Source organism: Clostridium sp. ETTB3, assembly GCF_053571985.1.
Genome location: NZ_CP199832.1, coordinates 2,057,545 through 2,080,217, shown reverse-complemented (window position 1 = coordinate 2,080,217; position 22,673 = coordinate 2,057,545). Strand labels below are relative to the sequence as shown.

25 protein-coding genes and 1 pseudogene are annotated in these 22,673 nt (G+C 26.2%); 23 read left to right on the top strand and 3 right to left on the bottom strand.

Annotation, left to right across the window (positions count from 1 at the left end; translation table 11 throughout):
* The first annotated feature begins 38 nt into the window (after nt 1-38).
* The 10 genes and pseudogenes from ACUN06_RS10230 to ACUN06_RS10185 all read left to right on the top strand — a co-directional run bounded on the left by ACUN06_RS10230 (nt 39) and on the right by ACUN06_RS10185 (nt 8,605).
* The gene (locus tag ACUN06_RS10230; RefSeq protein ID WP_449389741.1) at nt 39-1,466 is read left to right on the top strand and encodes a hypothetical protein; all 1,428 of its coding nucleotides are present in this window, start codon (nt 39-41) and stop codon (nt 1,464-1,466) included.
* A 281-nt stretch (nt 1,467-1,747) separates the two neighbouring features.
* Entirely contained in the window at nt 1,748-2,359 is a 612-nt protein-coding gene (locus ACUN06_RS10225) for a hypothetical protein (protein ID WP_449389740.1), read from the top strand.
* An 8-nt stretch (nt 2,360-2,367) separates the two neighbouring features.
* The gene (locus tag ACUN06_RS10220; RefSeq protein ID WP_449389739.1) at nt 2,368-3,021 is read left to right on the top strand and encodes a hypothetical protein; all 654 of its coding nucleotides are present in this window, start codon (nt 2,368-2,370) and stop codon (nt 3,019-3,021) included.
* 117 nt (nt 3,022-3,138) lie between these two features.
* Nucleotides 3,139-3,273: a hypothetical protein gene (locus tag ACUN06_RS10215; protein ID WP_291735769.1), complete on the top strand. Its 135-nt coding sequence runs from the start codon at nt 3,139-3,141 to the stop codon at nt 3,271-3,273.
* Nucleotides 3,274-3,433: 160 nt separating this feature from the next.
* Entirely contained in the window at nt 3,434-3,976 is a 543-nt protein-coding gene (locus tag ACUN06_RS10210; RefSeq protein WP_291735768.1) for an RNA polymerase sigma factor, read from the top strand.
* 28 nt (nt 3,977-4,004) lie between these two features.
* Entirely contained in the window at nt 4,005-4,718 is a 714-nt protein-coding gene (locus ACUN06_RS10205) for a hypothetical protein (RefSeq protein WP_449389738.1), read from the top strand.
* A 10-nt stretch (nt 4,719-4,728) separates the two neighbouring features.
* Complete coding sequence (locus ACUN06_RS10200) at nt 4,729-5,604, top strand: ABC transporter ATP-binding protein (RefSeq protein WP_449389737.1); 876 nt, start codon at nt 4,729-4,731, stop codon at nt 5,602-5,604.
* A gap of 10 nt (nt 5,605-5,614) precedes the next feature.
* Nucleotides 5,615-6,871, top strand: a complete 1,257-nt coding sequence (locus tag ACUN06_RS10195; protein ID WP_449389736.1) for an ABC transporter permease — start codon at nt 5,615-5,617, stop codon at nt 6,869-6,871.
* A gap of 25 nt (nt 6,872-6,896) precedes the next feature.
* Nucleotides 6,897-7,022, top strand: a complete 126-nt coding sequence (locus ACUN06_RS10190) for a hypothetical protein (RefSeq protein ID WP_291735758.1) — start codon at nt 6,897-6,899, stop codon at nt 7,020-7,022.
* 131 nt (nt 7,023-7,153) lie between these two features.
* A pseudogene (locus tag ACUN06_RS10185) lies at nt 7,154-8,605 on the top strand (IS1182 family transposase).
* Between the two features lie 188 nt (nt 8,606-8,793).
* On the opposite strand, the gene ACUN06_RS10180 reads toward ACUN06_RS10185, so the two are convergent.
* Nucleotides 8,794-10,041, bottom strand: coding sequence for a DUF1002 domain-containing protein (locus tag ACUN06_RS10180; protein ID WP_294398028.1), 1,248 nt, complete (start codon nt 10,039-10,041; stop codon nt 8,794-8,796).
* Between the two features lie 196 nt (nt 10,042-10,237).
* Here ACUN06_RS10180 and ACUN06_RS10175 point away from each other — a divergent pair, with 196 nt between their 5' ends.
* From ACUN06_RS10175 to ACUN06_RS10140, 8 genes are all read left to right on the top strand, one after another.
* Nucleotides 10,238-11,467: an NAD(P)/FAD-dependent oxidoreductase gene (locus tag ACUN06_RS10175; RefSeq protein ID WP_449389735.1), complete on the top strand. Its 1,230-nt coding sequence runs from the start codon at nt 10,238-10,240 to the stop codon at nt 11,465-11,467.
* Nucleotides 11,468-11,701: 234 nt separating this feature from the next.
* Complete coding sequence (locus tag ACUN06_RS10170) at nt 11,702-12,391, top strand: hypothetical protein (protein ID WP_449389734.1); 690 nt, start codon at nt 11,702-11,704, stop codon at nt 12,389-12,391.
* 76 nt (nt 12,392-12,467) lie between these two features.
* Entirely contained in the window at nt 12,468-14,273 is a 1,806-nt protein-coding gene (locus tag ACUN06_RS10165; RefSeq protein ID WP_294398038.1) for an FUSC family protein, read from the top strand.
* An 84-nt stretch (nt 14,274-14,357) separates the two neighbouring features.
* Entirely contained in the window at nt 14,358-14,762 is a 405-nt protein-coding gene (locus ACUN06_RS10160) for an MBL fold metallo-hydrolase (RefSeq protein WP_449389733.1), read from the top strand.
* Between the two features lie 205 nt (nt 14,763-14,967).
* Nucleotides 14,968-15,228 (top strand): ComEC/Rec2 family competence protein, encoded by a 261-nt coding sequence (locus tag ACUN06_RS10155; RefSeq protein ID WP_294367766.1) that lies wholly within the window; start codon nt 14,968-14,970, stop codon nt 15,226-15,228.
* Nucleotides 15,229-15,548: 320 nt separating this feature from the next.
* Nucleotides 15,549-16,991, top strand: a complete 1,443-nt coding sequence (gene cls / locus ACUN06_RS10150) for a cardiolipin synthase (protein ID WP_294161606.1) — start codon at nt 15,549-15,551, stop codon at nt 16,989-16,991.
* Nucleotides 16,992-17,155: 164 nt separating this feature from the next.
* On the top strand, nt 17,156-17,686 hold the full coding sequence (locus tag ACUN06_RS10145) for a cob(I)yrinic acid a,c-diamide adenosyltransferase (RefSeq protein ID WP_291735861.1): 531 nt from the start codon (nt 17,156-17,158) through the stop codon (nt 17,684-17,686).
* 124 nt (nt 17,687-17,810) lie between these two features.
* Nucleotides 17,811-18,047 (top strand): TIGR04540 family protein, encoded by a 237-nt coding sequence (locus ACUN06_RS10140; protein WP_291735859.1) that lies wholly within the window; start codon nt 17,811-17,813, stop codon nt 18,045-18,047.
* A gap of 150 nt (nt 18,048-18,197) precedes the next feature.
* Here ACUN06_RS10140 and ACUN06_RS10135 read toward each other — a convergent pair whose 3' ends face one another.
* Entirely contained in the window at nt 18,198-18,584 is a 387-nt protein-coding gene (locus ACUN06_RS10135) for a carboxypeptidase-like regulatory domain-containing protein (RefSeq protein ID WP_291735857.1), read from the bottom strand.
* Nucleotides 18,585-18,792: 208 nt separating this feature from the next.
* Here ACUN06_RS10135 and ACUN06_RS10130 point away from each other — a divergent pair, with 208 nt between their 5' ends.
* Nucleotides 18,793-19,035: a hypothetical protein gene (locus ACUN06_RS10130; protein WP_291735856.1), complete on the top strand. Its 243-nt coding sequence runs from the start codon at nt 18,793-18,795 to the stop codon at nt 19,033-19,035.
* 224 nt (nt 19,036-19,259) lie between these two features.
* On the opposite strand, the gene ACUN06_RS10125 is transcribed toward ACUN06_RS10130, so the two are convergent.
* On the bottom strand, nt 19,260-19,634 hold the full coding sequence (locus ACUN06_RS10125; RefSeq protein ID WP_449389732.1) for a polysaccharide deacetylase family protein: 375 nt from the start codon (nt 19,632-19,634) through the stop codon (nt 19,260-19,262).
* 168 nt (nt 19,635-19,802) lie between these two features.
* Here ACUN06_RS10125 and ACUN06_RS10120 point away from each other — a divergent pair, with 168 nt between their 5' ends.
* The 4 genes from ACUN06_RS10120 (at nt 19,803) to ACUN06_RS10105 (ending at nt 22,614) form a co-directional block, all read left to right on the top strand.
* Entirely contained in the window at nt 19,803-20,036 is a 234-nt protein-coding gene (locus tag ACUN06_RS10120; RefSeq protein WP_291735851.1) for a hypothetical protein, read from the top strand.
* 173 nt (nt 20,037-20,209) lie between these two features.
* Entirely contained in the window at nt 20,210-20,791 is a 582-nt protein-coding gene (gene rbr, locus ACUN06_RS10115) for a rubrerythrin (RefSeq protein WP_291736450.1), read from the top strand.
* A 129-nt stretch (nt 20,792-20,920) separates the two neighbouring features.
* Complete coding sequence (locus ACUN06_RS10110; protein ID WP_331893081.1) at nt 20,921-21,661, top strand: phosphatase PAP2 family protein; 741 nt, start codon at nt 20,921-20,923, stop codon at nt 21,659-21,661.
* A 131-nt stretch (nt 21,662-21,792) separates the two neighbouring features.
* Nucleotides 21,793-22,614 (top strand): Mrp/NBP35 family ATP-binding protein, encoded by an 822-nt coding sequence (locus ACUN06_RS10105; RefSeq protein WP_291736453.1) that lies wholly within the window; start codon nt 21,793-21,795, stop codon nt 22,612-22,614.
* The last annotated feature ends 59 nt before the right edge of the window (nt 22,615-22,673 follow it).

Genomic DNA, 22,673 nt, shown 5'->3' with positions numbered 1-22,673 from the left:
AAACTTTGGAGAAGTTTAGATACTAAGGAGGAAAAAAGATGGCAGGGTATAGAAGTAGAAGAAATAATCCATTTTCAAAAATAAATTCAATGAGCAGAAGAAGTAGTTATAGTCTTTATGAAGAACTAAGCAATAAAAACTCAGAAGATGAATCAGCAAAGATAAATAACAGAAATAATTATATGTATAATAGTTGGATTTCTGGATCATATGATCAATCTAAATGCATGGAATGTGGAAATCATTCTTGTATATGTGTTAGAGGATGTAAAGGAGCAACTGGGGCAACAGGACCACAAGGGCCTCAAGGATTAAGAGGACCACAAGGACCACAAGGACCACAAGGATTAAGAGGAGCAACTGGAGCAACAGGAGCACAAGGAATACAAGGTGTAGCAGGAGCAACAGGGGCAACAGGACCACGAGGACCACAAGGGTTAAGAGGAGCAACAGGAGCACAAGGACCACAAGGTGTAGCAGGAGCAACAGGTGCAACAGGAGCACAAGGACCACAAGGATTAAGAGGAGCAACTGGAGCAACAGGAGCACAAGGAATACAAGGTGTAGCAGGAGCAACAGGTGCAACAGGACCACGAGGACCACAAGGGTTAAGAGGAGCAACTGGAGCAACAGGAGCACAAGGACCACAAGGTGTAGCAGGAGCAACAGGTGCAACAGGAGCACAAGGACCACAAGGATTAAGAGGAGCAACTGGAGCAACAGGAGCACGAGGACCACAAGGATTAAGAGGAGCAACAGGAGCAACAGGTGCAACAGGAGCACAAGGACCACAAGGTGTAGCAGGAGCAACTGGAGCACAAGGTCCAGCAGGAGCACAAGGACCAATAGGACCACAAGGACCACAAGGTGTAATAGGGGAACAAGGACCACAAGGATTAAGAGGAGCAACTGGAGCAACAGGGGCAACAGGAGCACAAGGACCAATAGGACCACAAGGGTTAAGAGGAGCAACAGGGGCAACAGGTGCAACAGGAGCAACAGGAGCAACAGGTCCTCAAGGAGAACCAGGATCTATTGAAGATTATGCAGTTGTTTATAGAAATTTTGATGATAGACAAGTATTACAATATCAAGACGATGTAGTTTTCACTAACAGTAAAATAATTGGTAATAATATTAGACATGAAGATAATACTGCACCAATAACATTCATGGGGGGATGTTCTTATTTTGTAAAATATACAATTTCTTATTCAGTACCAGAATGTAGTGAAAGTGGAAATGATATAATATTTGCAATTACAGATGAAAATGGAAGTGAATTACCAGGAAGTAAGCATGTAGCATCAGTTTCAAAAGAAGTATATACTAATAGTATTTCATTAGGTATTGTATTAAATGTTGATGATAATGAAATATTGAATATCAAATTAACAAATCTTACTCAAGATATTAATAAACTTACAGTTAATGCTGTAACAGTAATAGCTTTTGCTTTAAATTAGTAATAAAAATAGAGATAAATAGAGTGGATAAAAATTATCCACTCTTATTAATTTATATTTTTATTTTCTAAATTATTAGATTCATTAATATTAGTATCTATTGTATTTTTATCATCTTTTAAATCCGAAGGATTAGATGAATTAGAATCACCAGATGATTCAGTAATATCAACTTAGCATAGCAAAAGCTAGAGCTGTAATATCAAGGGTTATACAACATGAATTTAAAATATCAAAAACACAAGTAAAAGGAACTTTCTTGTTGCTCGGATGAATTAGCTATGAGAGGTGAATTTGGATATATAACTAATATGCTACTAACTAGAGTATATGATGAAAATGTAACTAATTTTGAAGAAGCAACAGACGCTATAGTAAGAATTAACGATATATTTGGAGATGTATTTAAAATTCATTCAACGGCAGGATTTTTAAATACTATTAGGATTGAAAGACAAGCGGTAATAGATACATTAGCAGAAAAAAGCTTTAATGAATGTCAAGAAATATTAACAGACTTATTTGCAAGGAAACTACCTTCAATAGAAGACAATGTACAGTGCTTAGTATCTAAAGAAGGATATAAGAGAACAGACCTTAAATCATGCTTTGAGTACCAATACCATATACCATCAATATATGCATTAACAACATTATGTGAAAGTATAATTGAAGACATGAAGAATTATCACAATGTAAAAGGTGCAAAAAAATATAAGCTTGCATTAGCTATTGATAGAAAAAGCATTCTTTTAAAAGAAGCTATGGATATACTAACTCCTGAGTATGTATATAACTGCTTAGGTTTAACTAGGGATGAATTTAAATCAAAATTAAATTTAATAGATATGCCTGAAGATTTTTTAGAATATAGAGAACTTTTAGAAAGGTAATAAATTATATGAGTAGATTGACTGATAAGATAGATATAAATTTAGTAGAAGAAAAAATTGTAGATATAGAAGAAATAAAATGTAAACTTAATGAACGTATTATAAAAAATGATATATTAAGAAGAGAAAGTAAAACAGAAACATCGGATGCTACATTTGATAGTGATATATGGATAATAGATAAACCGTTAACTCAAGGATATATAAATTTAAATATGACTTTTCTTTCAGATTTAAAGACTTTTAAAAGGATTACAGATAAAGAAATAACAGCATTTAGATGTTTCTTTGCAGAAAAGATTTTAAATAAATATAATACGAGCATAGGCTCTGAATTATCAGTTATAAGAGATTGTATAATGGTTACTAATAATTTTGATTTAGAAACTATAGATTCTACATATGGAAATCCTATAAATCAATTATTAGACGCTTACAGTGGTAAGACTAAATCAGATAAAATAAATAGTATTTTAGAATATTTATACTACGTAGATGAATTAGATATTTCAACAGAAGGACAAAATAAAGCAATTGAAACACTAATGACTATGGATACATCAAGGCAAGATAATGCAAGGGAGCTACCTAAAGAAAAAGATATAATGGCATTTGATTATTATTTAAAGCGATTTTATAAAGATGAATCGTTTGCCAATTAATGTACTTGGTCCTATGTTGAAAGGCTTTTATAAAAGAATAATATCAAATACTTATAAATTGGAAGTATATTTTGTAATAGTCGCTTAGCTGATAATTCATTAGTAGATGTTATATCTATGAATAAATCAAAAGATTCTATGGTTTATGATAGTTTAAAGAATATGTTTAATGATGACAAGATAGATGAATTGAGAAAAACTAATAATCTTAATAATTTAGAACCAAATAATGTTGTAAGCTTGAAAGGTTAGCAACGCAAAAAAAAGAGGTCTGATTTATTCTAAAAATAATAATAAAAATATTGTATATAAGGCACAAGATAATTCTTGTGCTATTTTGATTAATAAAAAATAAAAAAAATTTGCACATTTTCGATTTTAGAATTGTTATATATTATGAGGAGGTGATGATGTGCCTAAAAACCCTATTGGAAAGATTAAGAATGGGGACGCAGATATCGGTGAACAAATTGTTACTGAAAATTATGATGCTATTTATAAGTACTGTTACTGGAAATTGGGAAATAGTGAAGATGCACAAGATATCACACAAGATGTTTTCTTGAATTTCATACGAAATATAAATACATATTCTGATAGGGGAAAGCCAAGAGCATTTCTTTACACCATAGCTAAAAACCTATGCATTAATTGTAATAAAAAGCGTAAACCAGATTACTTAGAAGCAACAAAAGAAATTATAGATATTACTGCAACCGAAAAAATTAATAATATTACAGATAAAATAATACTTGAACAGATTGTTAATCGACTTCCACAAGAGCAACAGGAAGTTATAGTTTTAAGATATGTTCATGATTTAAAAGTAAATGAAATTGCAGTTATCACAGGGAAATCACGATTCTCAGTTCGTTATAGGATAAATTCTGCATTATCAACAATTAAAAATAAATTAAATGGGAGTGATTATATTGAAAAAACAATTAGAAAATGATTTAAAGAAAATATACACAGATGTACCCATGCCAAATCCTATTAACATTCAAGAAACTATTATACAGGTACGTCGAGAAGTGAATCAAGCTCAAAATAAGGGATTAACATTTTGGGAGTTTTACTTCCAACAATTTGGATTTATTCGTAAAAATGTATGGGCTATCCAATTTATAATACTATTATTTTGTGGATTGAAACTGCATTATTATACTATATCTGCACAAGTGATAGGCTTAATTTCATCAATAGCACCACTGATTTTTCTATCGGGAATTACAGAACTATCAAGAACTTACACACATGGAACTATTGAAATTGAAATGTCGACACAATATACACTAAGTCAAGTAATGATGTCTCGTGTAAGTATCTTAGGACTTATGGATATTTTAAGTATAACAATTTTATGTATTATTGTGGGAGTAAATACAACACTTCATCCATATGCTACATTTTTATATATTTGTGTACCATTTATGGTAACTTGCTTTGGATGCTTATGGTTACTAAATAAATTTAAAAACAAAGAATGTAATTATTATTGTTTTGCTTTAGGTATTTTTATAATGGTTATAGTATCGATGTCAACAACATTCTTGCCTAGGTTATACGTAGTATCTTCATTGTGGATATGGACAGTTATGCTTGCGATAGCAATAGTTGGTTCATGCGTCCAAATCTATAGGTTATTAAATAGCTGTAACAAAAAATATGATTACATAAATTTAACACATATTTAGGAGGTTTAAAATGGAATTAAAATTTGATAGATTAACAAAACAGTTTGGAAATAAAATAGCAGTTGACCGAATGGATGTTATATTACAGCCAGGAGTGTATGGGTTACTTGGAGCGAATGGAGCAGGTAAAACAACTCTTATGAGAATGGTATGTGGTGTTCTTAATCCGACATCTGGGGACATATTGCTAGATGGATATGATATAGATACATTGGGTGAAAATTATAGAAAACTTATTGGATATCTTCCTCAAGATTTTGGGTATTATCCAGACTTTACGGCTAAGGAATTTATGCACTATGTTTCAGTATTAAAAGGAATAGATAAGAAGAGTGCAAAGTTAAAAACAAAAGAACTATTAGATTTAGTAGGCTTGTCAGAGGTTGCAAATAAAAAAATAAGAACTTTTTCAGGTGGTATGAAACAAAGATTAGGAATTGCTCAAGCAGTATTAAATGACCCAAAGATTTTAGTATTAGATGAACCAACAGCAGGGTTAGACCCCAAAGAGCGTATACGTTTTAGAAATTTAATTTCTAGCTTTTCAAAGGATAAGATAGTTATTCTTTCAACTCATATTGTTTCTGATATTGAATATATAGCAGATACAATACTAATGATGAAGGGTGGTCAAATAATTATTAATAGTCCAAGTGAAGGCGTGACTAAGGAAATAGATAAAAAAGTATGGAGATGTAGAGTACCACAGAATAAAGTAGATATAGTTAGTAGTAAGTATCGTGTTGTAAACTTACATCATGAAGGTAATAATGAGGTTTCGCTTCGTATTGTAAGTGATACAAAACCTGATGAAAATGCAATTAATGTAGACCCAACACTTGAAGATTTATTTTTATACCATTTTGATGACATGATATCACTATAGGGGGAATAATATGAAAGATTTGTTAATATTTGAGCTTAAAAAAATTGTAAGAAAAAAATTAAATATAATTGTAGTTTTAGCTAGTTTCGCCTTAACAGCATTACTATTTATATCTCCAGTTATTCAATTCATATCATTTGATAAGGACGGTAATCAAGAAAGAGGATTTACTGCTATTGAATTAGAAAAATCTAACCAGAAAGAACTTGCAGGAGTATTAACAGAAGACAGAATTAAAGATGATATTTTAAAATATCAACAGTTATTTGATAATCCAGATAACATAGTTATTAATGATGGGAAAAAGGAGTTAAGTGATTCAGCTTTTAATAAATACTTAGTAGATAAGATGTATTATTTAGGTCTTCTTAATAATAATTATACAATTCCAAATCTATATGACTATTCATTTGCAGAGCTTAAAAAATTACAAATAGAAGAGGACGCTAAATTTTATAGTCAAAGAGATAATAAAATATATAAGCTTTTAAATGATAGTTATGAAGATTGGAATTATTCAGAGCAAGAAAAAGAATTTTGGATTGAAAAAAACAAAGAAGTCTCAACACCTTTTGAATATGGATATCACGAGGGATGGAAGACTGTATTTAACTGTATTGAGCTAATGGCACTTCCTATAATAGCAATTTGTATTTGTATTGCTCCTGTTTTTGCAGGTGAGTATCAATCTGGTGCTGATAATATAATACTATCTTCTAGGTATGGAAAATCCAAATTAATACTGTCAAAGGTATTAGCGTCATTTGTTTTTGCAATTACAGTATATACATTAAATATTGTAGTAGGTATAGGGATTATATTATTATCATTCGGAATAGATGGGTGGAATTTGCCAATACAAATTATAAATTCAATAACACCATATTCTTTAACATTTTTATCGGCAACAGTTATTTGTATTGTAACACTATATTTAGTGATGCTTTCAATGGTATCAATTACATTATTATTATCTGCAAAAATGAAGACACCATTTTCAGTGTTAATTGTTATGATATGTATAATAATGGCTCCGTTATTCTTTAAGCTTAGTGAGACTAACGGTGTTTGGAATCATATTTATATGCTACTTCCTTCTATATCATGTCAGCCAGTATTTATGATGGATATTACAAATTATATGTCTTATCCTTTACCTGGGATAACAATGGATATACTTACAATGAGAATAGTAATTTATATAATAATAGTGGTTGTTTGTATACCTTTTGCTTATCGTACTTTCAAAAAACACCAAGTGGTATAAATTAAATATAAATTGGAGGGAAATAATGATGAATAGCATATTTAAAAATATATTTCCGAAGACACCAAGTAACTTTAAAAAAGTTATAAGAGAGACGTTGAATATTTTACCAGAAAAGTGTGATAATAAAAAAGTTAAAGTTAAGAAATAATTAAGAAGAGAGTCTATCTGAGGGCACTGAAAAAGTGCCTTTCGGAATAAAAGACCTAAAAAATTTTTTTAAGACAATTTTTTAGGTCTTTTATGTTATACTTAACTTATAAAATAATGTGGGTGATGTGTATAATAAAAAAGCAAGAAACAATGATTTTAAGTGAATATACAAGAATTTATGATTTAGTTGTTCCTAAATATAATATGTTAAGAAAAATTAATGAACTAATTGATTTTTCATTTGTTTATGATGAACTTTTAGATAAATATTGTATTAATAATGGTAGAAATGCTATTGATCCAATACTAATGTTTAAATATCTTTTATTAAAATCTATATTTGATTTATCAGATGTAGATATTGTGGAGCGTTCAAAATATGATATGTCATTTAAATATTTTCTTGGAATGGCTCCAGAGGAAAATGTTATTGAGCCAAGCTCTCTAACTAAATTTCGTAGGCTTAGACTTAAAGATATAAATATTTTAGATATGTTAATAAATAAAACTGTTGAAATCGCCCTTGAAAAAGGAATAATAAAATCAAAGTCAATCATTGTTGATGCTACGCATACGGCAGCAAGATATAGTCAAAAATCACCACGTGAAGTGTTACAAGAACGTTCTAAGAAATTAAGAAAATCAGTTTATGAAATAAATGAGAATATTAAAAATACTTTACCAGCTAAAAATACAATTGATAATTTAGATGCTGAAATTAAATATTGTCAGGACTTAGTTAAAGCTATAGAAAAGAATGATGTTATTGCAGCTTATCCAAAGGTTAGGAAAAAATTAAATAAGTTAAATGAAACATTAGAAGATGATATTCATCATATTCAAGCTTGCGCTGATGCGGATGCAAGAATTGGTCATAAGTCTGTTGACACATCTTTCTTTGGTTATAAAACACATATTGCAATGACAGAAGAAAGAATAATAACTGCTGCAACTATTACTACTGGAGAAAAAAACGATGGTAAAGAATTAGAAACATTAATCACTAAAAGTCAGAAGGCCGGAATAAAAGTTAAAACAATAATTGGTGATTCTGCTTATTCAGAAAAGGGTAATATTGAGTTTGCAAATAGAAATAATATAAAACTTGTATCAAAGTTAAATCCTTCTGTAACGCAAGGATTTAGAAAAAAAGAAGATGAGTTCCAATTCAATAAAGATGCTGGAATGTATGTATGTAAAGAAGGACATATGGCTATTCGTAAAGCACGACAGGGCAAAAAGAATATATCTACAAACCAAACAGATACTTATTATTTTGATATAGAAAAATGTAAAATTTCTCCATAAAAAGAAGGTTGTTATAAAGACGGAGATAAAAGTAAAACTTATTCAGTTACTATAAAAAGTGATATACATAAATCGCAGATAGCTTTTCAAGAAAGCGAATATTTTAAAGAAAAGTCTAAAGATCGTTATAAAATAGAAGCAAAAAATAGTGAGTTAAAACATAGACATGGATATGATAAAGCATCATCTTCTGGTCTAATTGGCATGGAAATTCAAGGGGCATTAGCAATATTTACAGTAAATATTAAAAGAATATTGAAGATATTAGGATAGAAATATCCTAGTTATTATATAAATAACTAAATAAAAATAGTTAATGAAACTAAAAGCTTCAGCTTCATTAACTATTTTTTACTTTGTGGATAACCGCACTTGAAAAACATTAAGTTTTTCAGTGCCCTCCTTTTTTAACAGGGGGTTTTTCAACAAACTGTAGAGTGGATAAAAATTATCCACTCTTATTAATTTATATTTTTATTTTCTAAATTATTAGATTCATTAATATTAGTATCTATTGTATTTTTATCATCTTTTAAATCAGAAGGATTAGATGAATTAGAATCACCAGATGATTCAGTAATATCAACATTAAAATTATCTTCAAAAGTATTATTATTAGATTTAGGGTTTTCTGAAGTAGAGTCAGTAGTATTACCATTAGAACTAAATAAATTAGTTAGCCAATTCCAAATTTTTTCAAAAAATCCTTGCTCTTTTTCAGTTGAAGTTTGATTTATTGCAGCATTATCTGTTGCATCAATTTTAGCATTTTCCCCTAAAAGATCATCATTAGTTGTTTCTAATATACCTAAATCCTTACTTTCTTTATTAAATAAATTAGCAAACCAGTCACCAATTCCAGTAAACCATTGTTTTACAGAATTAATTAGAGTAGTTGGTACTTTTTCACCAATTGAATTTAATTTTTCATTAACAACATCTTTAACACTATTTAAAGCATCTTTCATTTCTTTATAATCATAATCTTGTTCAGATACCTTAGTCATTAAGTTTTCTAATTTTTCTTGCTGTTCAGGTGTCAAGGTAACATTGTAATTATTAGTAATATTATTTATTGTATCAGCAATTTGAATATTATCTTGAGTATTGTTTTTTATTATTTCTGTTTTAATATCATTAATTACACCTGTTGCTTTATCTTGTCCAATGTTTTCTCCTAAATCACCAGTTATAACAAGTTCTTCAGAGGCTATTTCTTTTTTTTCTTCATCAAGTGGTTTACCAGTTGCATCTTCAAATGCTTTCATTATTCCTGTTAAGGCACCAGTTCCACTTACTCCACCAGAAAGAGGAGTCATTGCAATTACATTTGCATCAGTAATACCGCAAGTGGTAAGAGTGCTTGCAATCATTGATGAGGTAACATAAGTTAAGTTTACAGTTTTAACATTAAGACCATTTCCTTTTGAAGTAGGTTGTACATATGCACAAGAATATGTTCTTGTACCAAGCTGAGCTTCAGTTGCAACTCCTTCTAAGTACTTTCTTTCTTCTTGATTATTAACTTCTAATATAACTACTTCATTTTCTTTTACACCAAAATAATTTAAAACCATTTGTTTTTGTTCTGCAGATAAGTTTGTACCTAAAGTTACTACATTAGCTCCATCTGCATAAGCAGGAGTTATACTTCCTAAAACAATTGAACTACAAATAAGTAATGCTGAAATTCTTTTTTTTAAACTCATAATTATCTCCTTCAAGTTTTAATATTTTAATATAATATTAAAAAGTAAATATTTAGTAAATTTATATAATTAAAGCTTATATGTATTATTTATTTTAATAAATTATATAAGATTAATATGATAAAATCAAATTAAGAATTTATTAAGATTAGATAAAGTATAATTATAAATTATGATATAATGTCTAAATAAAGCAATGAAATTTAGTGAGGTGACAAGTTTGGCTAGAGTTATAATTGTTGGGGGAGGGCCTGCTGGTATTATGGCAGCTTTAAGTGCAGCAAAAAATAATGAGGTTATATTAATAGAAAAAAATAAAGAAATTGGAATGAAATTAAGACTTACTGGTGGTGGTCGATGTAACATAACCAATAATAGAGATATTGAAGAATTTTTTGATAAGATAGTAAATAATAATAAGTTTTTATATAGTGCATTATATACATTTTCAAATTATTCACTTTTAGAATACTTAAGTAGTAAGGGACTTGAGTATAAAGTTGAACTTGATGAAAAAGTATATACAAAAAGTGATAAGGCAGATGAAGTAATAGACTTATTGAAAGATGATTTAAGAAATAATGATGTAAATATTAAATATAATACTACAATAACTGATTTAATTATTGAAGATAATGTAATTAAGGGTGTTATAACTTCTTATGGAGAAAAGATATTAGGAGATAAGATTATAATAACAACAGGTGGAAAAAGTTTTCCTAATACAGGATCTGACGGCACTATGTATTCAGTGTTAGAAAAATATGGTCATACAATAACTCCTATATATGCAGCTTTAATACCTCTTGTTATAAAAGAAGAATTTGTAAAGAAGTTACAAGGTGTTTCTATGAAAGATGTTGTAGTTTCAGCTAAAATTAAAAAGAAAAAAATTGAAAAAAGTGGCGATATGTTATTTACTCATTTTGGGATTTCAGGACCAGCTGTTTTAAAGTTATCTTCATATGTAAATAAGGCTTTAACTGAAGGCGAGGTAGAAATAACCTTAGATTTTTTAAAGGATAAATCTAAAGAAGAAATTTCTAAGATTATGAGGAGTAATACAAATAAAACTGTATTTAATAATTTAAAGGGAGTTCTTCCTCAAAACTTTTTAAAAGTAGTATTTGAAATATTAGGGCTAAGTGAAATTAAAGCTAGTGATTTAAAAAAGGAAGATGAATATAAAGTAATAGAATATATGAAAGAAATGAAGCTTACAGCTAGAGAAACCTTAACTATTAAAGCTGCACAAGTAACGTCAGGAGGGGTTAAAGTTAAAGAAATTAATGCATCAACAATGGAATCTAAATTAATAAAAAACCTTTATTTTGCAGGAGAAGTAATAGATGTTGATGCTGAAACGGGAGGATATAATTTACAAATAGCATTTTCAACAGGCTATTTAGCAGGGATGGATTATTAAAATAATATTAGCTTAAATAATAAAAGTACAATCTTAAATATTAAGGTCGTATTTTTATTATAAGTAATATTATTTATCAAAGTTATAAAATAAATTTAATATTAGGAAATTATATTATTAATAAAATATTATAAGTAGTGATTAATATTTATAAAAAATAATAGTAAGTTTACTATGTAGCAAATAAAAAAATTAAGAGTAGTATGATATTAAATGGTTTTTATGGTGAAAGTTGTGGATAATAATGGATTTAATAATTTTGATGACTTTATAAAAATTTTAAATGAATATATAAATTCCTTTAATTCAGAAACAAACAATAAAAACTCTGATAATGGAGCTTATGGAAATAGTGCTAATAATAATTCAAGTAATGAGGATTGTAATGATTGCAAGTTTGGAAATAAAAATGCACAAGCTGATGAAAAAGCTAGAAATGCTTGCAGTGATATATCAGGGGGATTTCAAGATTTAAATCCAATAATACTTAATTTGATAACAGTTATTTTTGGAAGTATTGCATCTCAAAAGATGCCTTTTAATGTGCAAAATGCTATAGGTAACTGGCTTCAACTATTTGGACAAGTAATAATAACATTTAATGCACAACAACAATATTATCAAGGGGGACCAGGAAGAATATATAGTCCAATATATAGAAATGCAGCAAATCCATTTTGTTATAATTCAACAGATGAAGGACAAGCTAATGTAGCAACAAGTACATCTAAAAATACTTCCTCAAATAGATCAATAAATTTAGATGAAAATACATCTTCAAATAGAAATAATAAATCAAATAATACTTCTTTAGAAATTAAAAAATTAAATGATGATATATTTAATTTGAAAAAATCTATAGAAGCATTGAATAATCAAATTTATGATTTACAAAAACAAATAGAAAATTTTAAAAAATTTTAGTTATTGAATACTTAATTATTTATAAGGAAAAAGTAATAAAGAGTATTTATTTAACATTAAAAAGGAATGTGACAAAATGATAGAATATCTTATTAAAAAATATAATATGAATGTTACATCAATGATTAGAAATGGAACAGTTGCAGTAATTACAATGATGGGAGTAGGTATTTTATTTGGAGTTAAAAATATAATGATAGCTTTTCCAATTGCACTAACATCAACAGTGATTGGAAGGCAAAATTTTTATGTTAAACCATTTAGTAGAATTGGAAGAATATTAATATTAGATTTATTAATTGTTTTTGTTGCATTTTTGTCATCATTAAATATTTGGAGTGGTATTTTTATAGATTTAATTGCTATATTTTTAATTATTTATATAGTATCATCTCCATATGATGCAACATTTTATAAGCCTTTTATAATGTTATATGTTTTTACACAATATGCGAAAGTAACAATTTATGAGTTACCTAATAGATTATTATCTGTAGTGTTTGGAGCAATAGTTATAATTATTGGAACATATATTAAGAGAGGAAATGCTAAGATTATTTTTGGAAATAGTGTTAATTTTGCATTAAAAAGTATTAAGACTCAAGTAGAAAACATTTTAGAAAACAATTTTGATTATAGTCTTACAAAAAAATGCTCGAAAATAATGATGGATTTAGTTTACAAGGTATATACAACAAGGCATAAGGGGTATTTAACTACTAATTTGGGAACAATACAATTCAAGCTATATTTAGATATAGAATATATAAATACATGTTTAAGTAGAATTTTTTATGAATATAAAGATAATAAAATATCAAAATATCAAATGTCGGATTTATTATTATTAATTGAACTAATCATCAATTATTCTGTAGATAAAGGCAATATATGTGATCTTATATATATAAATAATAGTATTACTGAAAAAAATAAAAATGCTTCACAGTTATATAAAGAAATAATTTTTGCTATTACATCAATAATAGAGTCTATTAAAGATTTAGAAAAATTAAAAGATAATGATATAAATAAAATATATAAGAAGTGGGAAAGAGCTTATTTAGATAAACCTAAAGTTATTTTTAGGGAATATTTTATTATAAAATCAATTAGATTTAAGTTTGCTATAAGGATGGCAATAACATTAACATTTTCAATTTTTATGGGAGAATTATTAGGATTTTATAAGGTAATTTGGGCAATTATAACTATAATGTCAATTATGCAACCTTATTATGAAGATACTATATTAAAAAGTAGAGAAAGAATTAAGGGAAATATTATAGCAATTTTGCTTACTGGAGCGGTTATACATTTATTTGATTCAAAAATAATTACAATTTTAATATTAATTATATCTTTATATTTATTATATGGATTTAAAGAGTATTATAAGATTTCATTATTTGCAGCTATAGCATCTATATGTGTGTCTTCGTTATCTGTAAATATTAATAAATTGATATTTTATAGGATTTTATATGTAATTATAGGGGTAGGAATAGTTTTGTTAGCTAATAAATTTATATTTCCATATAAATTAAGGGATGGAATAGAGCAATTAATAAATAAAATTTTACAGTATGATGAATATTTAATAGAGCATAGTAGAGCTTATTTAAATAAAACTAAAGAAGCAAACTCTATAAGAGATTTGATAATACATATAACATTATTAACACAAAAGCTATACCTTAGAAATATGCAGTATGGAGATGAAAATGTGGAAAAATTTGTTGATGTTAATAATGAAATTATAGTAAGAATTGGATATAAGGTATTAATTGTTTATGAAAAAAGATATAATGAAAATATTTTTAAGTATATAAGTAATTTATATGAGGAATTTAGTGAAAAAATTAATGAATTAATAAAGTAAAAAAATATTGAGTTTTATTTGTAAAGGCTATGGGATAAAAAGAATATAATTAAAATAAGTTTTATTAGTTAAGAAGAGTAATAAATGAAAAATTTTATCTTAAAAAAGATTAAAGTTAGGATTTTAATAATATTTTTAATAATTATATTTAGTATAATAAGTTTTTTTAAAATTAAAATTGATAGTAAAAGATGGATAAATGCAGATGTTACTATTAAACTACCATTTGAAATAGATATATTAAGCACAGGTAAATCAGATTTTATTTTAATTGAATGTGAAAATAAGTTTATTGTTATTGATTGTGGACTTTATGAAAATAATACTTTAATTAAAGATTATTTAAATTATAAAGGAGTTAATGAAATTGAGTATTTAATATTAACTCATAATGATAAAGACCATATTGGAAGTGCGCCTATGATTTTGGATAATTTTAAAATTAAAAATTTGATTCAAGCTAATTATAAAAAATACTATCCAATATAAAAATTATATTGAAGCTATTGAAAGAAATGAATTAAAACCAATTTTAACTAATAAAAAAATTATAAAAAATATAAATGGAGCAGAAATTATTATTTATCCACCACAAAAAGACGAATATGAAAAATCAAATGATTATTCTATTATTGTTGGAGTAGAATATGGTAAATATAAATTTTTATTTGCTGCAGATGCAGAAGATGAAAGAATGAAAGAGTTTATTAATGAGGAAACAGGAAAATACACTTTTTTAAAAATGGCACATCATGGAATATATAATAAGGAAGTAGGTAATTTTCTAGAAGCCATTTCACCTAAGTATGCAGTTATAACATCATCTAAATTTATGTATCCAAATAAAAAGTTAATTTCATTATTAGAAAAATATAAAATAAAGACTTTTTATACAAGTAATGGTGACATAAGTATAAAAAGTGATGGAGAAAATATATATTTTATTCAAAAGTAAATAAATAATTTAAGGAGCTGTCGTAATAGCGGAGAAAAAAACTGTTAGCGACAGTTCTTTCTCTATACTTTTATAAAATTTAAGGCATATTTTATGATATGGATAGACATTATTTAAAAATAGACACACTTTAATAAAGTTAATAGAAAGTCTTGAAAAATTTAACTATTAAGCTTATTTTAGCTTAAATAAATAATTAGCAGTTCGGTTATATTAAATACAATTAAATTTACATTAATATAGAAATTTAAATTCACTCATAATATAATTAGTAATAAATATATTTATAATTAAAAAATATAGCAAGGAGATGAATAATTATGATGTTTAAGGTATTTACTGTTTTAATTCATGTAGTTAATTTACTAACAATGGCCTTTATGATATTTAAAGAAAAAAGGTCCACAAATAGTATTATAGCTTGGATTTTAATTTTATATTTAGCACCATATGTTGGGTTTATTGTATTTATTCTTATTGGACGAAAAATGAATAATGCTAATATGTTTGGATTTAAAAATGCAGAATTAAATACTTTTAAAAGTTATCTAAACAAGAATGAAGAAAAAAATAAATATAATAAAGAAAGTTTATATGAAAAAAATAAAGATATGATATTAGCACTTGAGGCTATGGATTATTCTCCCTATAGAAATGATAATAATGTAAGTATGTATTCTGATGGGAAGCTATTTTTTAATGAATTATTAGAAAGTCTTAAAAAAGCAAAAAAAAGTATAAATATAGAATTTTATATATTTAAAAATGATGATATAGGAACTAAAATATTAAATGTCTTAGAAGAAAAGGCTAAGGAAGGGGTAGAAGTTAGATTATTATATGATTCAGTTGGAAGCAGATCATTAAATAGAAATGTATTAAATAAATTAATTAATGAGGGAGGAAAAGTAGGTGAATTTTTCCCTTCTTGGTTAAAATTTATTAATATAAATATGAATTTTAGAAATCATAGAAAGATTGTTGTAATAGACAATAATGTTGGTTTTGTTGGAGGATTTAATGTTGGAGATGAGTATCTAGGAAAAGATAGTAAGTTTGGATATTGGAGAGATACACATATAAAATTTACAGGAAGTGCTGTTAATGATTTAAATTTAAGGTTTTTAGCAGACTGGAGATATGCAACAAAAGAAGAAGTTTCGTTAGAAGAAATATTTGAAGCTAATGAAGAAAACTCTAATAGCAATAATGTTGGAATGCAAATTGTATCAAGTGGGCCTAATTTAAGTGATAAATATGAAATAAAAATGGCATATTTAAAAATGATACAAAAAGCAAAGAAATATTTATACATACAATCACCATATTTAATTATTGATAATAGTATTTCTGATAGTCTAAAATTAGCGGCAGCTTCAGGAGTAGATGTAAAAATAATGATTCCAGGTAAGGGAGATCATCCTTTTGTATATTGGGCTAATTTAGTTTATGCAGGAGATTTAATAAAAGAAGGAATAAGAGTATTTCATTATGATAAAAATGCATTTTTACATGCTAAGACTGTTGTTATAGATGATGAGGTATGTTCAATAGGAACAGCAAATATGGATACAAGAAGTTTTGAATTAAACTTTGAAGTTAGTTCATTTATATATTCTGAAAAAATAGCAAAAGAACAAAAATATGAATTTGAAAATGACATGAAAATGTGTGAAGAATTAACACTAGAAAAATATCAAAACAGAAGCAGAATAGTTAAAATTAAGGAATCTTTATCAAGACTATTTTCAGATGTACTTTAAAGTAGTTAGGAGTTAATAGTTAGTAGTTAGAAGTTAGTAGTTAAGGATGAAACTCATTGGGGAGCTTCTGAAAATATATTTTCTTAAATTCAGTACAAGGTGAATTTATAACTTAACTATAAAATACTAACTACAAATTACAAACTAATAAAGAGGTGAATATTATGAAAAAGGGACTTATACATATATATTGTGGAGATGGAAAAGGAAAAACTACTGCAGCTATGGGATTAGCAATTAGAGCAGCAGGTAGAGAAAAAAAAGTTTTTATAACTCAGTTTCTAAAGAGTGGAAAAAGTGGAGAATTAGTATCTTTAGATAAATTAAAAGACTATGTAACTTTTTTACCAGGAAAGCCGGTAAATAAATTTATATGGAATATGAATGATGAGGAAAAGAAAGACGCTAAAAAGGAACATACATCTAGATTTAGGGAAATAGTTGAAATTATTAAAAAAAATGAATATGACTTATTAATATTAGATGAAATAATAGCAACTATAAATAATGGGTTTATTGAATTAGAAGAGGTTGTAAATTTCTTGAAAAATAAGCCTGATACTTTAGAAGTTGTTATGACAGGAAGGGATCCCAAAGAAGAACTTATAGAAATTGCAAACTATGTTACTGAAATGAAATGTATAAAGCATCCTTTTAGAGAAGGAATTCCATCAAGAATAGGAATAGAATTATAAGAATAGAAAAGATTTTATAGAGTTTGGTAACAAAATAAAATATCTAGTAAATAATATTTAGTTAATATATAATACTAACGTGGAAAAATAAAAATTAAACATATTTAATAGTAAGGAGTAACATATGAGAGCTGTATACAGAAATCCAAAAGAATTAGCAACAAAATTAAAGGATGTAATTGATTTATATTTAGAAGATTTACTATCATATGAAAAATTAGAAACTACAGTTGTAGCAATGATAAAAGCAAATGATGATAGAATTTATAAAAATGGATTTATGCCAACTAAATTAATAGCAGCTATAGGAGAGGAAAGAAAAGTTATAGTTGATAAAATAGCAGCAGATAATAATTTATAATAAACTAAAAGGGGATGTCGCATTAAGAATAAATACTACAATATATTGTGTTAATTTTTATTTTTTAAAGCAATATATTGTGTATAAAAGTTTTAGTGCGACAGCCCCATTTATTTTATCTTTTGTATAAAATTATAAATTGTATCAAATTTAACATCCACAGCCATTAGATTCACTATCGTTATCAACAGTAGCAGCATTTAAACAAGAGCCCTTAAAGCAATTAACTTTTAAGCATTTACGAATAATTTGAGCATTGTCTTTATAAATTTTTAGCATATAAGTTGTATTTGGGCATAAAGGGCCAAGTAAAAATTGTCCATTATCATCAGTAAAAGTATAAGTTAATGGAATTGGATAATCACATTTATTTTTAACTTGAAGTAATTCTACTACTGCATCTACTACAGGTAATCCACATTCATCAAGTACTGTACCAAATATACAGCTTCTATTTTCTTTTGGTAATCTAACAACTGCATCTATTTGTTCATTGCAACCTGTCTTAAAAATACAATTTCCTATTCTTCCGCTCATGAATTTATCCTCCTAAGTGTATCGCAATATACTATAATATATTCTAATAAGATAGCAATGTGTGTCTAAAATTAAAATTTATTTTATATAATATGTTATCAAAAAATAATAAGCTTTAAATATTATTATGAATGTAACCAATGTTACTGATTATGATAATAGTTATATATATAATATAAATGTGAAATTATATCTAGGAGGAAATAATATGAGTTGTGGATGTACAAATATGGATAAAAGAGATGGAAAAGCTGTAGTTAATTTAGTAAGAAGTAAAGGAAAAGCAGATTTACCTTTAATGATACAACATGAAATAGATTGTAGTTGTGGAAACATATTTACAATGAAAACTATAATTGATAAATGTCCTCATTGTGAAATGACATATGGGGTAACTCCATGTTCATCAAGAAACAAGGAAAATGTTGTAGCAGCAGGAATAAGATATTAATAAATAAAAATAACAGGTTATAATTAGGTTTAATTGTATCCTGCTATTTTTATTTAGTTTAAAAATTATTTAAGTGCTTTAAAAGCATAACTCTCATTTTTTAAAAACTTAATTATTTCAGATAATGCTTCAACTGTAGTAGTTTTAGTCATACAATCATGCATTAAGATAATGGCTGGGGTTTTATAATTACCGTATTTATCTTTAATTTTGCAAATTATTTCCTATATGAAGGGGACAACATAAGTTTTATAATTACCATATTTATCTTTAATTTCTTTACAAATGTTTTGAGCAAGTGTTGAAGCTGGAATATTATTTCCTTCAGTAAAGGCTTTTTTGACAATATTAATATGTTCTTCTATATATGGCGAAATTATAAAAAATGTTATATTAATATCATTTTCTTTTAAAATATCAAAAATTAAAGGGGTATTTTTACTAGGACCATCATCAAATGTTAAATAAGCAACTTTTTCATTGGAATTTGAAGCAATTTCACTATAATAATTAAAAGATGTATTATTAAATATAAAAAGAATAAATATAAAAACTATAATTTTATTAATTAAACTAAAATATTTTCTTGAAATATGCATGTAAAAAAAATCTCATTAAATTAAATTTATATATTATTTTGTCCAATAATAATAGTAATTTATACAAGAGTTAGAGAAAGTAAAGCAATATATAGAATTTTCTTATGAACATATAATAATAAATGGAATATTATGAAATTATAAGGAATCCAAGGAGATTAATATTAAATGAATCCATATGAATTAATTATGAAAATTGATAGAAAAATGAAACAAGATCCTAATTTTGCACAAAAATTTAATAAATTAGTAGCAGAATTTAATAGAACACCAGGATTACAACAGCAAGTAATGAGAATAGCTCAAATTCAAGATGAAAGAAAAAGAAAAATTGCTTTACAAAATTTACCGGAAAATATAAAACAATCAGTAGCTGAAATGTTCAGATTGTTAAATAGTTAAATTTAATAAATATTAATAGGATTGATCCATTTTATTAATAATTAAAATATTAATAGGATGGATTTTTTTATTTTAAGATTATAAAAAATCAAAATATGAGAAAAGTCAATTTTAAAATATGGGTAATAATTTGAATTTAACAGAATAAAATTTAATGAATGGAGGTAGAAAATATGCTAAAAGGAAGTAAAACAGCTGAAAATTTAATGAAGTCATTTGCTGGTGAGTGTCAAGCAAGAACCAGATATACGTATTATTCAAGTATTGCTAAAAAGGAAGGATATATTCAAATAGCAAATATATTTATGGAAACTGCAGAGCAAGAAAAGGAACATGCAAAAATATTTTTAAAATTTTTAAAAAGTGAATATAATGATGAAGAAATAGAAATTAAAGCATCTTATCCTGTTGCTTTACATGAAGAAACAAAAAATAACCTTATGAAAGCTGCAGATGGAGAAAATGCTGAATGGACAAAGGATTATCCACAATTTGCACAAATTGCAAAAAAAGAAGGGTTCAATAAAATTGCAATGGCTTATGAAAAAATTGCAAAGATAGAAGCAAGGCATGAAAGAAGATATAGAAGGTTATTAAATAATATGGAAAATGATACATTATTTAAAAAAGATGAAACTGTTTTTTGGAAATGTAATAATTGTGGATATATTTATGAAGGAAAGGAAGCTCCTAAAGTATGTCCAGCTTGTTTACATCTACAAGGATATTTTGAGCTTTTTATAGAAAATTATTAAATTATAAGTTAAAAAATAACCAATTTTATTTTGGTTATTTTTTATTTTTATATAGAAATAAAGTTATTTAAATAGTATTATGGTAATAAGAGTCAAAATGAGAAAAATATACAAAGAGGTTAAGGAGAGATGGAATTTAATTTAAATACAATAAAAATAAACAATAAAGTAGAAATAAAAGTATTAGATTTAATATGGTTTATATTTATACCAATAATAAATGTTAATTATTATATATCTAGTATGCTTGCTAAAAATACACATGATATTACAGGTGAACTGGATGGAATTATAAAGTTTAATTCTATTTTTATAATTCCATATATGTATTGGTATATATATGTAATTGTTGGTTTCATTACTATTTTAATAAAGTCAAGAAAAGATTATATGAGAGTATTTTTATCTTTTTTTATAGGTATGAGTATATGTTATATAATATATTATGTTTATCCAACTCAAATAGATAGACCTATTATAAATAACAATAATATATTTAATTTTTTAGTTAATATTATTTATTCTGTAGACAAACCAGTAAATTGTTTTCCTTCATTACATGTATTAACAACTTACTTTATAATGAGATATACAAAATATAAAAGTGGCAAGAAAAATTTTTATTATACAGAAGGGGTAGGTATACTTATAATACTTTCCACTATTTTTGTAAAGCAACATTTTGTTATGGATGCAATTGGAGCTATAATATTATGCGAAATGGTAATTTTTATAGTAAATAAAATTAAAAGTGAAAATATAGAAATAATATTAAATATTCCATATGAAATAAGAGATAAAATAAAATATAAATTTAAAGGTAATATAAAAAGTACTAATAATAAATCTACAATAAATAAAAAAATATAAGTAAAAAGGCTTAAAAATATTAATGAATATATTTTTAGGCTTTTTCTATATAGTTAAGGGATATTTGACAAATAAAAATAATGAGACTAAACTTAGGATAAATAAAATCATATAAAAAGAGGTGAAATTATATGTCAAATTGTGATTCATGCTCAAATAAAGAATCAAGTAATTTAAATAATATTCAAGATAATAAAATTAAGAATATTATAGCGGTAATGAGTGGAAAGGGAGGCGTAGGTAAATCTACTATGTCCGTAATGATTGCTAGGCAACTTGTTCAAAGAGGATATAGGGTTGGAGTATTAGATGCGGATATAACAGGACCAAGTATTCCAAGATTACTTAATATAGAAGAAGAAAGAGCTGTTGGGACAGAAAATTTAATTTTTCCTGTAGAAAGTAGTGAAGGAATTAAAGTAATGTCTTTAAATCTTGTTGTGGAAAATGAAGATGAAGCTGTAATTTGGAGAGGTCCTGCCATAGTAAATGTGGTAAAACAATTCTGGACAGGAGTGTACTGGGGAGAATTAGATTACTTAATAATTGATATGCCACCAGGAACAGGAGATGTTCCACTAACAGTTATGCAAACTATTCCAATAAAAGGTGTAGTAATGGTTTCTATTCCACAAGATATGATTTCTATGATTGTTTCTAAATCAATTAATATGGCTAGAAAGATGAATATTGATGTATTTGGAGTTATAGAAAATATGAGTTATATTAAGTGTCCAGATTGTAATAAAGTGATAAAATTATTTAATGGTGAAAATACGGAAAAATTCTTAAAGGATATGAATGTTGAACTTTTAGGAGAATTACCTATGCATAGGGCAATAACTAATTATGGAAATATAGAATTAATAGAAGAGGAAGAAGAAGTTGCTGAATTATTTGATCCAATAGTTGAAAAAATAATAAATAAAGCAAAGAAAAAATTAATTTTATAGTTTTTATATAAAAAGTACCTAAGTTTTTATAAAATACTTAGGTACTTTTTATGTATATA